General features: G+C 69.6%; 16 protein-coding genes. 15 read left to right on the top strand and 1 reads right to left on the bottom strand.

Annotation, left to right across the window (positions count from 1 at the left end; all coding sequences use genetic code 11):
* Window positions 1-91 precede the first annotated feature (91 nt).
* The 3 genes from O5K39_RS03680 to O5K39_RS03670 are packed head-to-tail and all read left to right on the top strand — an operon-like array spanning window position 92 to window position 4363.
* Window positions 92-1843, top strand: coding sequence for a DUF3363 domain-containing protein (locus O5K39_RS03680; RefSeq protein ID WP_271145932.1), 1752 nt, complete (start codon window positions 92-94; stop codon window positions 1841-1843).
* Between the two features lie 30 nt (window positions 1844-1873).
* Entirely contained in the window at window positions 1874-3907 is a 2034-nt protein-coding gene (locus tag O5K39_RS03675) for a conjugal transfer protein TraG (RefSeq protein ID WP_271145931.1), read from the top strand.
* A gap of 9 nt (window positions 3908-3916) precedes the next feature.
* Window positions 3917-4363, top strand: coding sequence for a CopG family transcriptional regulator (locus tag O5K39_RS03670; RefSeq protein WP_271145930.1), 447 nt, complete (start codon window positions 3917-3919; stop codon window positions 4361-4363).
* On the opposite strand, the gene O5K39_RS03665 is transcribed toward O5K39_RS03670, so the two are convergent.
* Complete coding sequence (locus O5K39_RS03665) at window positions 4360-4623, bottom strand: toxin-antitoxin system, antitoxin component (RefSeq protein ID WP_271145929.1); 264 nt, start codon at window positions 4621-4623, stop codon at window positions 4360-4362. The genes O5K39_RS03670 and O5K39_RS03665 overlap by 4 nt on opposite strands.
* Before the next feature lie 141 nt (window positions 4624-4764).
* Here O5K39_RS03665 and O5K39_RS03660 point away from each other — a divergent pair, with 141 nt between their 5' ends.
* The 12 genes from O5K39_RS03660 to O5K39_RS03605 all read left to right on the top strand — a co-directional run bounded on the left by O5K39_RS03660 (window position 4765) and on the right by O5K39_RS03605 (window position 14680).
* A complete protein-coding gene (locus O5K39_RS03660; RefSeq protein ID WP_271145928.1) occupies window positions 4765-4986 on the top strand; it encodes a hypothetical protein in 222 nt (73 codons plus the stop codon).
* Window positions 4987-5120: 134 nt separating this feature from the next.
* On the top strand, window positions 5121-6101 hold the full coding sequence (trbB, locus tag O5K39_RS03655; RefSeq protein WP_271145927.1) for a P-type conjugative transfer ATPase TrbB: 981 nt from the start codon (window positions 5121-5123) through the stop codon (window positions 6099-6101).
* A gap of 2 nt (window positions 6102-6103) precedes the next feature.
* Window positions 6104-6457: a TrbC/VirB2 family protein gene (locus tag O5K39_RS03650; protein ID WP_271145926.1), complete on the top strand. Its 354-nt coding sequence runs from the start codon at window positions 6104-6106 to the stop codon at window positions 6455-6457.
* Complete coding sequence (locus O5K39_RS03645) at window positions 6457-6732, top strand: VirB3 family type IV secretion system protein (protein ID WP_271145925.1); 276 nt, start codon at window positions 6457-6459, stop codon at window positions 6730-6732. The genes O5K39_RS03650 and O5K39_RS03645 overlap by 1 nt, the downstream gene beginning before the upstream one ends.
* A gap of 7 nt (window positions 6733-6739) precedes the next feature.
* On the top strand, window positions 6740-9181 hold the full coding sequence (trbE, locus tag O5K39_RS03640) for a conjugal transfer protein TrbE (protein WP_271145924.1): 2442 nt from the start codon (window positions 6740-6742) through the stop codon (window positions 9179-9181).
* Between the two features lie 13 nt (window positions 9182-9194).
* On the top strand, window positions 9195-9902 hold the full coding sequence (gene trbJ, locus O5K39_RS03635; RefSeq protein WP_271145923.1) for a P-type conjugative transfer protein TrbJ: 708 nt from the start codon (window positions 9195-9197) through the stop codon (window positions 9900-9902).
* Window positions 9899-10183: a putative entry exclusion protein TrbK-alt gene (gene trbK-alt / locus O5K39_RS03630; RefSeq protein WP_271145922.1), complete on the top strand. Its 285-nt coding sequence runs from the start codon at window positions 9899-9901 to the stop codon at window positions 10181-10183. The genes trbJ and trbK-alt overlap by 4 nt, the downstream gene beginning before the upstream one ends.
* Entirely contained in the window at window positions 10176-11639 is a 1464-nt protein-coding gene (gene trbL, locus O5K39_RS03625; RefSeq protein ID WP_271145921.1) for a P-type conjugative transfer protein TrbL, read from the top strand. The genes trbK-alt and trbL overlap by 8 nt, the downstream gene beginning before the upstream one ends.
* The gene (gene trbF / locus O5K39_RS03620) at window positions 11636-12322 is read left to right on the top strand and encodes a conjugal transfer protein TrbF (RefSeq protein WP_271145920.1); all 687 of its coding nucleotides are present in this window, start codon (window positions 11636-11638) and stop codon (window positions 12320-12322) included. Before trbL ends, trbF begins: the two co-directional genes overlap by 4 nt.
* Window positions 12322-13326, top strand: coding sequence for a P-type conjugative transfer protein TrbG (gene trbG / locus O5K39_RS03615; protein ID WP_271145919.1), 1005 nt, complete (start codon window positions 12322-12324; stop codon window positions 13324-13326). Before trbF ends, trbG begins: the two co-directional genes overlap by 1 nt.
* Window positions 13323-14471 carry a TrbI/VirB10 family protein gene (locus O5K39_RS03610; RefSeq protein WP_271145918.1) on the top strand — a complete coding sequence of 383 codons (1149 nt, stop codon included), beginning with the start codon at window positions 13323-13325 and terminating at the stop codon, window positions 14469-14471. The genes trbG and O5K39_RS03610 overlap by 4 nt, the downstream gene beginning before the upstream one ends.
* Window positions 14468-14680 (top strand): DUF2274 domain-containing protein, encoded by a 213-nt coding sequence (locus tag O5K39_RS03605; RefSeq protein WP_271145917.1) that lies wholly within the window; start codon window positions 14468-14470, stop codon window positions 14678-14680. Before O5K39_RS03610 ends, O5K39_RS03605 begins: the two co-directional genes overlap by 4 nt.
* The last annotated feature ends 70 nt before the right edge of the window (window positions 14681-14750 follow it).

The following is a 14750-nucleotide window of genomic DNA, read 5'->3' as shown; positions in this document are numbered from 1 at the left end:
CCCGCTCACGAGGCGTACGCGCCTGCCGCAGCCTGCGGCCCCTCGCAGAACGCCGCCGGTCCGGGCTTTTACGCACCTCATGGCCCACAAAATGACCGCCGACGATGATTTCGAGGTCCGGCCGGGTCGTATCCGCCAGGGACGGGCGAGATCCGGCTCCGCCCTGCGCCAGGTCCTGGGGTCGGTCCAGCGCGCGGGCGGTTTCAACGGCGGACGTGTCGCTCGCGCCAGTGTCTTCGGCCGGGGTCGCGCGGCCGGCGTCCAGGCCGTCCGCCGCCTCGGGGCGGGCCATCGCGCCGTCGTCATCAAGACGCGCATCGTGCGCCATGCGCCGGGACGGGCTCCCCTGTCGTCCCATCTGCGGTATCTCCAGCGCGACGGCGTCACGCGCGACGGCGCGCCCGGCCGCCTCTTCGACGGCCGCATCGACAATGCCGCCGGACCCGAGGCGAAGGCGCGACGTCCGGATGCGTTCGCCACGCGGTGCGAGGGCGACCGCCACCATTTCCGCTTCATCGTCTCGCCCGAGGACGGCGCGGAGCTCCAGGACCTGAAAGCCTTCACCCGCGATCTGATGCGCGCGGCGGAAACCGATCTCGCAACCCGGCTGGACTGGGTGGCGGTCGAGCACTGGAACACCGCCCATCCCCACGTCCATATCCTCGTGCGCGGCGTCACGGATCGCGGCGACGATCTCATCCTCTCTCGCGACTACATCGCCCAGGGCCTTCGGGCGCGGGCCAGCGCTCTGGTGACCCGCGAGCTGGGCCCTCGCACCGAACACGATATCCGGCGCAGTCTGGCGCGCGACGTGACCTCCGATCGCTGGACCCGCCTGGACGGACTGATCGTTCGTGAGGCGGCCCGGTCCGGGAACAGGCTCGACGTGCGACCGGGCGCCGATCGCGCCAACCCCTGGCGGGCCCTCAAGATCGCCCGTCTCGAAACACTCCAGGACCTCGGGGTTGCGACCCTCGAACGCCCGGGCCGCTGGCGGCTGGCGGACGAGGTCGAAACCACCCTGAAAGCCCTGGGTCGACGCAACGACATCATCGCCCGTTTGCATCAGGGCCTGGCGTCGCAAGGGCTGGCGCTCGCCCCGGAGAGGCTGCGCGCCGAGGAGATGATCACCCGTCCGGTCACGGGCCGGGTCATCGCCCAGGGGCTTGACGACGAGTTGAAGGGTTCGGGCTATCTCGTACTCGACGGCCTGGACGGCCAGGCGCACCACCACCGCGTCCGCGACCTCGGCGACCTGGATGTGCGGGTCGGCGCCGTGGTGGAACTGGCCCCGATCAAGGGCGCGGCGGACGGTCGGCTCGGCCTCCACGTCAGGGCCGATCTTCCCGTCGAGCGCCAGGCCGTCGCGGACGGCGCCACCTGGCTCGATCGTCGGCTGCTTGAAGGCCGGTTCACGGGATCGGAGACGCGGATGCCGGCGACCGGCTTCGGCCAGGCTGTGTCAATCGCCCTCGAAAAGCGGGTCGCCTACCTCCAATCCCTGGGCCTGGCCCGCAGCGATAACGGTCGTGTCCGCCTCGTCCCGCGTCTTCTGGAAACGCTTCGCGAGCGGGACCTCGCCGCCGCCGGTCGACGGCTGAGCACTGAGACAGGCCTGGCCCACCGTCCGGCCATCGAGGGCGACACCGTGTCCGGGACCTATCGCCAGAGGGTCACCCTGGCCTCGGGCCGGTTCGCCATGATCGACGATGGCCTGGGTTTCACGCTCGTGCCCTGGCGTCCGGCTCTGGAACGCCAGTTGAACCAGACCGTCACCGGCCTGGCCGGACCGGGCGGATCGATCGACTGGCGGCCCGGGCTCACCAGAGGCCCTGGCCGATGATCCTTCACCTCACACCCTGGAGACTTGCCCATGTCCGCCGGTAGAATTCTCTGGGGGCCGATCATCGTCGTCAGCCTGATCCTCCTCCTCGGGATCTGGGGCGCGACCGAATGGACGGCCTGGCGCCTCGGGTTTCAGGCGGGGCTGGGGCCGCCGTGGTTTGTGATCGCCGGCTGGCCCGTCTACTGGCCGCCGTCGGTCTTCGGCTGGTGGTTCGTCTACGACGCCTATGCGCCGCGCATCTTTCTGGAGGGCGGTGCGATCGCCGCCGGCGGCGCCTTCGTCTCCATCGCCGTCGCGATCGCCATGGCGGTGTGGCGTTCGCGCGAAGCGGCGTCGGCGACCACCTACGGCACGGCGCGGTGGGCGAACGACGCCGACGCCGCGGCCGCCGGTCTCCACGGTCCCGACGGCGTGGTTCTGGGCCGGACCGATGCGGCCTATCTGCGCCACGACGGGCCCGAGCACGTTCTCTGCTTTGCGCCGACCCGAAGCGGCAAGGGCGTGGGTCTTGTCGTGCCAACTCTCCTGACTTGGCCGGGCTCCGCCATGATCCACGACATCAAGGGCGAGAACTGGTCCCTGACCGCCGGATGGCGCGCCCGCTTCGGACCCGTCTATCTGTTCGACCCCACCAACCTCGACAGCGCAGCCTACAATCCGCTTCTGGAAGTGCGCCGCGGTGACCGGGAGGTGCGCGACGTCCAGAACATCGCCGACATTCTGGTCGATCCGGAAGGCGCTCTGGAACGGCGAAACCATTGGGAAAAGACCAGCCACTCGCTTCTCGTCGGCGCCATCCTTCACGTCCTCTATGCCGAGCCTGACAAGACCCTCGCCGGCGTCGCCGCCTTCCTGTCGGATCCCGCGCGACCGATCGAGGTCACCCTCAAGCGCATGATGACCACCCGCCACCTGGAGGATCGACCCCATCCCGTCGTCGCCTCCTCGGCGCGCGAACTGCTGAACAAGAGCGAGAACGAACGCTCCGGGGTCCTGTCGACCGCGATGAGTTTCCTGGGCCTCTATCGTGATCCGGTCGTGGCGCGCGTCACGCGCCAGTGCGACTGGCGCATCGAAGATCTCGTGGGCGGCGCCCGGCCCGCCTCCCTGTACCTCGTCGTTCCACCGTCCGACATCAATCGCACCAAGCCGCTGATCCGGCTGATCCTGAACCAGGTCGGTCGACGCCTGACCGAAGATCTCCACGCCCGAGACGGGCGGCATCGCCTGCTGATGATGCTGGACGAGTTTCCCGCGCTCGGCCGGCTCGATTTCTTCGAAAGCGCCCTGGCCTTCATGGCCGGCTATGGTCTCAAGGCCTTTCTGATCGCCCAGTCCCTGAACCAGATCGAGCGCGCCTACGGGCCCAACAACGCCATTCTCGACAACTGCCACGTCCGGGTCGCCTTCGCCACCAATGACGAGCGGACGGCCAGACGCATCTCGGATTCTCTCGGAACCGCCACCGAGCTGCGCGCCATGCGCAACTACGCTGGCCACCGCCTCAGTCCCTGGCTCGGCCATCTGATGGTCTCGCGCCAGGAGACCGCACGTCCGCTCCTGACCCCCGGGGAGGTGATGCAGCTGCCGGCCGATCAGGAACTGGTTCTGGTCTCGGGTTGCGCGCCTATCCGGGCCCGCAAGGTCCGCTACTTCCTCGACGCCGAGCTGAGGCGTCGCGTCCTGAAAGCGCCGACGATTCCCCGGCCAACATCCCCCGTCCCTGGAGCGGCTCACGATCCGGGCCAGGCGCCCGCCTCGCGCCAGGGTCCGCAAGCCGCACGCCGTCAGACCGACTGGCCGGCCCCTTCGCCGGAGCCGGCGCCTACGGGCTCGGGCCCGGACAGCTCGACCGGCGACGACGGCGAAGGCGGCCTGCGGCTCGAACCCGAACTGGCTTCGCCGGATCGCGCGGTCGAGCCGCTGACGCCGGACGGGCTCGACTGGCTTGAGGTCGACGATGAGGATCCGACCGCGGTCCTGCGCCTGGATCTGGATCAGGGCCTGCGCCGTGTGGCCCGGCAGGCTGCGCTCGACCCCGACGACGGCATCGAGCTCTAGGAGACGCCGATGAAGTCCCGCCTGTCCGTCTACCTGGAGCCAAGACTGCTCGAGCAACTCGAGGCCTATGCTGACCGACGCGGCGTCTCCAGATCCATGGTCGCCGAAGCCGCTGTGGCCAGCTTCCTGTCGCCCGACGCCGCGGAACGTCAGGAAGCCGCTCTGGTTCGTCGCCTCGACCGACTGAACCGCCACGCTGACCGCCTCGAACGCGATGTCGGCATCGGGATCGAGATGCTGGCCATGTTCGTACGCTTCTGGCTCACGGCCACCCCGCCTCTGCCGGAAGCCTCGCAGGCCGCCGCGCGGGCCAAGGGACGCGAGCGCTACGGCGCCTTCGTGGAATCCCTGGGCCGTCGGCTGGCCACAGGGCGCGCCTTCACCCGAGAGGTGACGTTCGAGCTGTCCGACGTCGATCCCGACCTCGCGACCGGCGGCGACGAGACGCCGGCCTAGTCACGGGTCGGCGGCGTTTCGACCTCGCGTTCGAACGTCACCCGCTCAGCCCGGAAATCGACTCTTGGCGAGAAGCGCACGGCCTTCCAGGCGCGGATCTGGGGGGCGCCGGGCGTGTCCTCGGCCGCCCACCATTCCGGACGTGTCGACGCCTTGGGGAGGATGCCGCCGACGATCCTTTCGATCTCGCGAAAGGTCAGTGAGACCTCCGCCCCGCGCTGCTTGCGGAGGAAGGCCGCCAGAGGATCATACTTGCCCATCGGCGCATTTCGACGTCAGCCTCCTCTCCGTCAAGGCGTTCGCAGACGCCTGGCGCAGGATCGGCCTGATCCGGAGCGGACCGCAGGTCCCGAGGGTCGGGCCTTTTTCGGACGGCGGACGAGCCCTGGAGGAGGATTTTCATGACGGTTCAGCAACTCATCGCCGCCCTGTCGCAATGCGACCCGGACCTGCCGGTCATCATGCCGGGCGAACGGGACTACGACTTCTGCGAGGTGCGCGCCGTCTATGCGGACCTCGCCCGGTTCGAAGGCTTCTCCGTCGAGCTGACAGACGAACGCGAGAGCGAACGGACTTCCGTCGTGCGACTGTTTGGTCCCGAATCCGAGTTCGGTCGGGCCTGACGATTCCGCCGATCCCCTGTCGTTGTACGCCACAGCCCTACGCCGGTCCGAAGGGTGTTGAACGTCGAAAAAAATAGGCCCCCTTAATCGCCCGTCCGGTCGCCCCTGCGACCTTCCCCTCCGCGACGGGTCCGATGAACAGCGTCACCTCCCTGAAGGCCGGCAAGGCGCGCACGGTGCAGATGCTGCGGACGGCCTTCGGTCCGGAGGTGACCACGCGGCTTGAGGACCCCGACGTCCTGGAGGTGATGCTCAACCCGGACGGCTCCCTCTGGGTGGACCGCCTCAGTCTCGGACTGCAGGCGACCGGCGACCGGATCGCGGCCTCCGACGGCGAACGCATCATACGGCTGGTGGCGCACCATGTCGGGGCGGAAGTCGACGAGGACCGGCCGCGGGTCTCGGCTGAACTGCCGGGTTCGGGTGAGCGGTTCGAAGGGCTGCTTGCGCCCGTCGTTTCGGGCCCGGCCTTCGCCATCCGCAAGCCGGCCGTCTCGATCTTCAGTCTCGAGGACTATGTGGCCGCAGGCATCATGCCCGACGCGGCCGCCGAGGTGCTGCGCCGGGCGGTGCTCGACCGGAAGAACATCCTGGTCGCGGGCGGCACATCCACGGGCAAGACGACGCTCGTCAACGCCCTTCTGGCCGTCATCGCCGGCAGCGATGACCGCATCATCCTGATCGAGGATACCCGTGAGCTTCAGTGCGCGGCGCCCAATCTGGTGGCGATGCGCACCCGCGCCGGCGCCGTCAGCCTGTCGGATCTGGTGCGCTCGGCGCTGCGGCTCCGGCCGGACCGGATCCCCATCGGCGAGGTGCGCGGCCCTGAAGCGCTGGATCTGATCAAGGCCTGGGGCACCGGGCACCCCGGGGGTGTCGGCACGCTCCACGCGGGCTCTGCGATCGGCGCCCTGCATCGGCTCGAGCAACTGATCCAGGAGGTCGTGGTCACCGTGCCCCGCCCGCTGATCGCCGACACCATCGACCTGATCGCCGTGCTCGACGGACGCGGCGCGGCGCGCCGTCTGGTCGATCTGAGCGTCATCGATGGCCTGACGCCCGACGGCGCCTACCGCCTCACGCCTCTTCTGCCTGCAACCCCCGAAGGACATTGACCATGACCAGCCGCCCCGCCCGTTTCGCCCCGCACCTGCTTCGCCGCCCGACCCGCATCCTGAGTGGCGTGAGCCTCTTCGCGCTCGTCGCGGCCTTCGCCGTCCCTGCCTGGGCCGGCGGATCCTCCATGCCCTGGGAGGCGCCCCTGCAGCAGATCCTGCAATCGATCGAAGGTCCGGTCGCCAAGATCATCGCCGTGATCATCATCATCGTCACCGGCCTGACCCTGGCGTTCGGGGACACCTCCGGCGGCGCGCGACGCATGATCCAGATCGTGTTCGGGCTCTCGATCGCCTTCGCCGCAAGCTCCTTCTTCCTGAGCTTCTTCTCTTTCGGCGGCGGGGCCCTGGTCTGATGGGGGCCGGCGCCGACGACCTGCCCATCGGCTATCTGGCGCCGGTTCACCGCGCCCTGACCGAACCCATCCTGCTGGCGGGCGCGCCCCGCACCCTCGCCCTGCTCAACGGCACCCTTGCGGCGGCGCTCGGTCTGGGTCTGCGGCTCTGGATCCTGGGCGGCCTGCTCTGGATCGTCGGCCACGGCCTGGCCGTCTGGGCCGCGCGCAAGGACCCCGACTTCGTCGAGGTCGCCCGTCGCCACCTGCGCATCCCCGCCTTCCTGGACGTCTGAGGCCTTCATGTTCGATCTTCGCGAATACGCCCGCCGCCCGCGTCAGCTGTCCGACTTCCTGCCCTGGGCCGCCCTGATCGCGCCCGGTGTGGTGCTCAACAAGGACGGCGCTTTCCAGCGCACCGCCCGCTTCCGCGGCCCGGACCTGGACTCTGCCACCCGCGCCGAACTGGCCGCGACGGCGGGTCGGCTGAACAATGCGTTGCGGCGTCTGGGCTCCGGCTGGACGGTGCTGGTCGAAGCCCAGCGCAACGCCGCTGTCGCCTATCCGCAGACCGTCTTCCCCGACCCCGTCTCCGCCCTCGTTGACGAGGAGCGACGCGCCGACTTTCTGGCGGAGGGCGCCCATTTCGAGAGCGCCTATTTCCTCACCCTTGTGTGGATGCCGCCGGCCGAGGACACAAGCCGGGTCGACCGCTGGCTCTACGAGGGCCGTGACGCCCGCGGGATAGACTGGCCGGAACAGATCCGGGGCTTTGTCGACCGGACCGACCGTCTGCTGGGTCTGGTGGAAGGCTTCATGCCCGAAGCCGTCTGGCTGACCGACGAGGAGACGCTCACCTATCTGCACGCGACCGTCTCCACCGCCCGCCACCGCGTCCGTGTGCCGGAGACGCCGATGCATCTCGACGCCCTGGTCGCCGATCATCCGCTGACGACGGGGCTGGCGCCGCGGCTCGGCGACGCCCACCTGCGCACCCTGACCGTCATCGGCTTTCCTTCGGCGACCTGGCCGGGACTGCTCGACGAGCTGAACCGCCTGCCCTTCCCCTATCGCTGGACCACCCGGGCAATCTGCCTGGACAAGACCGAGGCCGCAAAGCTGCTCGGCCGCATCCGTCGGCAATGGTTCTCCAAGCGCAAGTCCGTGGCCGCCATCCTCAAGGAGGTGATGACCAACGAGGCCTCGGCCCTGATGGACTCGGACGCCGGCAACAAGGCGCAGGACGCGGACGAGGCCTTGCAGGACCTGGGCGCCGACGGGGTCGGCTACGCCCTGGTGACGGCGACGATCACAGTCTGGGACGCCGCCCCGGCGGCGGCCGACGTCAAGCTGCGACTGGTGGAGAAGGTCATTCAGGGCCGGGATTTCACCTGTATGGCCGAGAGCCTGAACGCGGTGGACGCCTGGCTCGGCTCCCTGCCCGGACAGGTCTACGCCAATGTGCGCACGCCCCCGATCTCGACCCTCAATCTGGCCCATCTCATGCCCCTGTCGGCGGTCTGGGCGGGGGTGGCCTGGAACGACCATCTCGACGGTCCGCCGCTGTTCTTCGCGCGCACCGAGGGGTCGACTCCCTTCCGCTTCTCCAACCACGTCGGCGATGTCGGCCACACCCTGATCGTCGGACCGACCGGCGCCGGCAAGAGCGTGCTGCTGGCGCTCATGGCCCTGTCGTTCCGTCGTTACGACTGCGCCCAGATCTTCGCCTTCGACTTCGGTGGCTCGATCCGCGCCGCCACCCTGGCGATGGGCGGCGACTTCCATGATCTCGGCGCCGCCCTGTCCGGCCAGGGCGAGGGTCTGGCGCTGCAGCCGCTGGAGCAGATCGACGACGCCGGAGAGCGCGCCTGGGCGGCCGGATGGCTTGCGGATGTGTTTCGCGGCGAGGGCGTGGACATCACGCCCCAGATCAAGGATCAGATCTGGTCGGCCCTGACCAGCCTAGCGTCGGCGCCGCCCGTCGAACGCACGCTGTCCGGCCTCGCCGCCCTTGTGCAATCAAACGTCCTGAAGCGGGCGCTCGGGCCTTTCACCCTTGATGGTCCCTGGGGACGACTTCTCGACGGCGAGTTCGAACATCTCGGCGTCGCCCCGGTCCAGGCCTTCGAGACCGAGGGTCTGATCGGAACCGGCGCGGCCGGCGCCGTACTCGCCCACCTGTTTCACCGGATCGAGGCGCGTCTCGACGGTCGCCCCAGTCTGATCATCATCGATGAGGGCTGGCTGGCGCTCGACGACCGCGGGTTCGGAAGCCAGCTGCGCGAATGGCTCAAGACCCTGCGCAAGAAAAACGCCTCGGTGATCTTCGCCACCCAATCGCTGGCCGACATCGAATCCAGCGAGATCGCCGCGGCCATCGTCGAAAGCTGCCACACCCGCGTCTTCCTGCCGAACGACCGGGCGCTCGAGCCTCAGATCCAGGCCATCTATCGGCGCTTCGGTCTCAATGCCCGCCAGATCGAGATCCTCAGCCAGGCCATCCCCAAGCGCGACTATTACTGCCAGTCGCGACGCGGCAATCGCCTGTTCGAACTGGGTCTGGGTCCGGTGGCCCTGGCCTTCTGCGCCGCCTCCTCAGCCACCGACCAGGCGGTGATCGCCCGCCTTATCGCCGAGCATGGACGCGACGGCTTCGCCGCCGCCTGGCTTCGCCACCGCCGTCTGCCCTGGGCCGCCGACCTGCTCGAGAGCGCTCAGCCGGACGCCGCCCGTCCTCAATCCTGAACAGGAGTTCCCCATGAACCCTCCCCGTCGCGTCCTGCTCGTCGCCGCCCTCGGCGCGAGCCTCATCTGTCAGACCGCCCATGCGCAGGTCGCGGTCTATGACCCCTCGAACTACGCCCAGAACCTGATCCAGGCCGCGCGAGCGCTGGAGCAGGTGAACAACCAGATCCAGTCGCTGCAGAACGAAGCGACGATGCTGCTGAACCAAGCGCGCAATCTCGCCAGCCTGCCGACCTCGTCGCTTCAGCAGCTGCAGGGTCAGGTCAGCCGGACGCAGGCCCTTCTCGGTCAGGCCCGGTCTCTGGCCTTCGATGTCAGCCAGATCGAAGACGCCTTTCGCGGTCGCTACGGGTCCGCGGCCCTGACGGCGACCGAACGCGACCTCGTCGCCCGGGCCGACGCCCGCTGGTCGACGTCCGTCGGCGCTTTCGAGGACGCACTGAAGGTTCAGGCCGGCGTGGTCGGCGGTCTGGAGACCTCCCGCGTCGAAATGGCCCGGCTTGTGTCCGCCAGCCAGACGTCCACCGGAGCCTTGCAGGCCGCCCAGGCCGGCAACCAGTTGCTCGCCCTTCAGGCCGCGCAGCTGTCGGAGATCAGCGCGCTTCTGGCGGCCCAGGGCCGCGCCCAGGCGCTCGAAGCCGCAGACCGGGCCGCCGCCCACGCTGACGCCCAGGCCCGGTTCCGGCGCTTCATGGGCTCTCCCGCGGCGCCGGGCCAATGACCTCGTCCCGGATCCCGACGCTTCCGCTCGGCCGGGTCACCCTCGGCCTTGCCGTCCTCGCGGTCGTGGTGGCCGGCGTGATCGCAGGCCGATCGGTCCGCGATGATCAGGCGAGAGAGGTGCGGGTTATGACGATCGAACCCCGATCGCCACTGTCCGAAACCCTGGACCGATGCCGGCTCTCCGCCGCCGCCGGGGAAGACCCCGCGTGCCGTGCGGCCTGGGCCCGCAGTCGCGACCGCTTCTTCTCGCATCCGGCCCCGGAGCGCGCCGATGACTGACACCGGCGTCATCGACCGCTTCCTCGAGGTCTTCACCCGCTACATCGATTCCGGCTTCGGTCTCCTGGGCGGCGAGGTCGCCTTCATCGCCTCCAGCCTGGTGGTGATCGATATCACCCTGGCCGCCCTGTTCTGGGCCTGGGCGCCCGGTGACGACGTCATGGCCAGGCTGGTGAAGAAGATCTTGTTCGTCGGCTTCTTCGCCTTCCTGATCGGCAACTTCAGCCATCTCGCCAACATCGTCTTCCAGAGCTTTTCAGGCCTCGGCCTGAAAGCCTCCGGCTCCGCGATGTCCGCGGCTGATTTTCTGCGCCCCGGAAAACTCGCCCAGGCGGGGATCGACGCCGGCCGCCCGATGCTGGAGTCCGCCTCGCAGATGTCCGGCTTCCCGGGCTTCTTTGAGAATTTCGTCCAGATCGCGGTCCTGATGGTCGCCTTCGTGATCGTGGTGATCGCCTTCTTCGTGCTGGCGGTCCAGCTCTTCGTCACCCTGATCGAGTTCAAGCTGACGACCCTGGCCGGTTTCGTCCTCGTGCCGTTCGGCCTGTTCGGCAAGACCGCCTTCCTGGCCGAGCGGGTGCTCGGCAATGTCGTCGCCTCCGGCGTCAAGGTGCTGGTTATGGCCGTCATCGTCGGCATCGGCTCCACCCTGTTCGACACCTTCGTCTCCGATTTCGGCGGCGATGCCCCGACCCTCGAGGAGGTCCTGGCCGTCATGCTGGGCACCCTGTCCTTGCTGGGCCTCGGCATCTTCGGCCCGGGCATCGCCACGGGCCTCGTCTCGGGCGCGCCCCAACTGGGCGCCGGCGCGGCGGTCGGAACCGGCGTCGTTGTGGGCGGCGTGGCCGCCGCAGCGGCCGCCGGTGTCGGCCTCGCCGCCGGCGCCGGAGCGGGTCTCGCCGGACGCGCCGGTCTCGGGGCCGTCGCGACACGGACCGGCGGCGGCGGCGCTTCCGGGGCGAGCGGTGCGAGCGCCGCCGGCGGACCGCCCAAAGGCCCGGCAGGCGGCGGATCGGGTTCGGCCGCCTCCGGCCCGACGTCCGGAGGCTCGCCCTCGGGCGGCGCCACGCCTGCCGGCGGGTCATCGGCAAGCGCCGCTGATCCGGATGGGAGAAGCGGACCCAACGCCGCCCCGTCGACGGCAGACACGTCTTATTTCACGCCTCAAGGCGCGGAACCGGCCGGAGCTGGCGCGGCCGACACCGGCTTCGAAGCCCCGCCCCCGTCCGGGAGTGAGTCGACTGGACCCGAGCGCGACGCCACCCGCCGCTCCGCCCCCCAGCCGCCCCCTCAGCCTGCCCCCTATCCCGCATCCTCGGAACGACCGGCCTGGGCTCGCGACATGGCGCGACGTCAGGCTCTGGCGCATGGCGTCCAAACCGCAATCCACGCCGTGCGCACCGGTGATCGGCCGGGCGGCGGCGCCTCAGTCTCAGTCTCGGAGGATCGATCATGAACCCGTTCAAGCGCGCCGCCGCCCACTATGGCGCGACGCCCAAACCGACCACCCCCTACCAGCGCGCCGCCCAGGCCTGGGACGACCGGATCGGCTCCGCCCGCGTCCAGGCGCGCAACTGGCGGCTGATGGCGCTCGGCTCTCTGCTGTTGTCGTCTGGCCTGGCCGGCGCGCTCGTCGTTCAGTCGGCGCGCGGCGTCGTGACCCCCTGGGTCGTCCAGATCGACAAGTTCGGCCAGGCCCAGGCCGTCGCTCCGGCCGAGGCCGCTTACCAGCCATCCGACCCCCAGATCGCCTGGCACCTCAGCCGGTTCATCGAGGAGGTCCGGAGCATCGCGGCCGACCCGGTCGTGGTGCGGTCGAACTGGCTGCGCGCCTATGACTACACCACCGACGAAGGCGCTCAGGCCCTGTCGGACTGGGCGCGCGCCAACGATCCTTTCGCCCAGGTCGGACGGGTGCAGGTCGCGGTCGATGTCTCGAGCGTCATCCGGGCCTCGCCCTCGAGCTTCCGCGTGGCCTGGACCGAGCGCCGCTACGTCGAGGGCCAGCTCGCCTCGACCGAGCGCTGGACCGCCATCCTCACCGTCGTCGTACAGCCGCCTCGCACCGCCGACGCGCTGCGCAAAAACCCCCTGGGCGTCTTCGTCCGGGCTCTCAACTGGTCAAAGGAACTCGCCTGATGTCCCGTCCCCTTCTCCCGTCCCTGGCCATCCTAACCATGGCGAGCCTCGGCGCCTGCGCGAGCGCGCAGCTCTCCGGGGGCGCGGCGCCCCTCGTCCCGGCCACCCTCGTTGCAACGTCCTCAGTCGTCGTCGCCTCCGCTGATCCGGCAGCGCCGGGCGGCGAGGAGCCGGTCACGTCCGCGCCGGTGCAACCGCCTGCCCCGCCGACACTGGATCCCCCTGCCCCCGATCTGCGCGATCCGACGGACCGCATCGCGCGCGCCAACGCCGCAGCGCGGGTCGAGCCGACCCGCGACGGCTATGCCAACGCTATGCAGGTCTACGCTTTCGACGAAGGCGCCCTGTTCCAGGTCTATGCCGCGCCGGGGCAGATCACCGACATCGCCCTGCAGCCGGGCGAAAGCCTCTCGGCCTCGGGGCCGGTGGCGGCCGGCGACACGGCGCGCTGGATCATCGGCGACACCCTGAGCGGAAGCGGCGCCGAAGCCCGCGTGCACATTCTGGTCAAGCCGACCCGCCCGGACCTGCGCACCAATCTCATCATCAATACCGATCGTCGCACCTACCATCTGGACCTTCGATCCACGGCGTCGACCGCCATGACCTCGGTCTCCTGGCGCTATCCCCAGGACGCCCTGATCGCCCTGCGGGTCGCGACTGCCCGCCAGGCGGCGCGCGCCGCGGAACCGACTCTCTCTGTCGACGCCCTGAGTTTCGACTACCGGATCTCTGGGGCGAACGCGGCCTGGCGGCCGGTGCGGGCCTTCGATGACGGGCGACAGGTCATCCTGGAGTTTGGTCCGGGGCTGGACGCCTCCACCCTGCCGCCCCTGTTCGTGCGCAGCGACGATGGACGCAGCGCCGATCTCGTAAACTATCGCATCGCCGGTCGCCGTCTGGTCGTGGACCGGTTGTTCGATATCGCCGAGCTTCGGCTCGCCGGCCCTCACGGGCGCGAACAGGTGGTGCGGATCGAGAAGACGGGGCGGGCGACCCGATGACCGACGAACCGAACATCGAGACCTCGGACGTCGCCCGGCAGATGCGGCTGAGGCCTTCGCCGCCGCCTGTTATGCGTCTTTCCCGCAGGGCGCTTGTGGTGATCGGAGGCGTCTCCGCACTCGCCCTTGCGGCGGCACTTGGCTTCGCCCTGCTGGAGCGACCGCAAGGACATGCCAAACCGGAACTCTATCGGGTCGGCGGCCCGCCGCCGGAAACCCTGCAAACGCTTCCGGCCGACTACGCCCTGCGCGCCGGCTCACCGGGCGCCCCGCAGTTGGGACCGCCGCTGCCGGGCGATCTGGGACGGCCCATCCTTGCGGCGCAAGCCAATGGCGTCGACGTCGCGCCGCCGGCGATGGGCGCGACCGTCGCGCCAACCGATCGCGTGCAGACTCCGGCGGACGCCGCTCGCCGGCACGCCTTTGAGGAACGGGAGGCCGCGCGATCGAGCGGTCTGTTCCTGAACGGCTTGAGTACAGGGACATCATCGGCCGCGGCGTCGACCGCGACTTCGCCGGCGCCGGCTGCGTCCGGGCCGACCGTCGCGGCGTCGCCCGATACCAGCCCCGTCCCCTCGCCCTACACGATCCAGGCCGGCGCCATTCTTTCCGGAGCGCTGATCACAGGCCTGCGCTCCGATCTGCCGGGAACCGCGATCGGCCAGGTGACGGATGACGTCTATGACAGCGTCACCGGCCGTCACCTGCTGATCCCGAAAGGCTCGCGCCTGCTCGGCGCCTATGAGGCGGATGTCGGCTTTGGCCAGTCCAGACTGGCGCTGATCTGGACGCGCCTGATCCTGCCCAACGGCCGCTCCATCGCCCTCGACGATCTGCGCGCCACCGACGCGCAGGGCTACTCAGGCCTGGAGGACCGGACCGACAACCGCTGGGGCGAAAGATTGAGGACCGCCGCCCTGACCACCCTGCTGGCGATTGGAGCCTCCTCCGGCGTCAGCAGCGGCGACGACGCCGTGGCTCGCGCCCTGACGCAGGGCGTTTCGGGCGGGGTCAACGCCTTCGGCGAAGGCCTGATCCAGAAGGGGCTCAGTGTCGCCCCGCGACTGACGATCCGACCGGGTTTCGCCTTCCGCGTCATCGTCGCCCGCGATCTCGTTCTTGAACCTTATGGAGATGTCCGATGACCCTGAAGCTCGCGGGACTGCCGGACGACACGCCGGTCAAATTGACGATCGAGCTCCCGGCGGATGTTCACCGCGATCTTGTCCGGTACGGCGCCATTCTCGGCGAGAGCGAAGGGCGAGCGTTCACGCCGTCCCAGTTGATCGGCCCGATGCTGTCCCGCTTCATGGCGACAGACCGGACCTTCATCACCCGACGCAACAGCGGCTGATCCTGTCGCGCCGTTCACTGGACGGGGTTGGGCGTCGCTCGCGTGGGGCCTGCGGCCCGCCGCCCAGTTG

Source organism: Brevundimonas sp. NIBR10 (assembly GCF_027912515.1).
Taxonomy (GTDB): Bacteria; Pseudomonadota; Alphaproteobacteria; order Caulobacterales; family Caulobacteraceae; genus Brevundimonas.
Note: the sequence above shows the minus strand (reverse complement) of the source record. Positions and strands in the feature narration are given on the sequence as shown.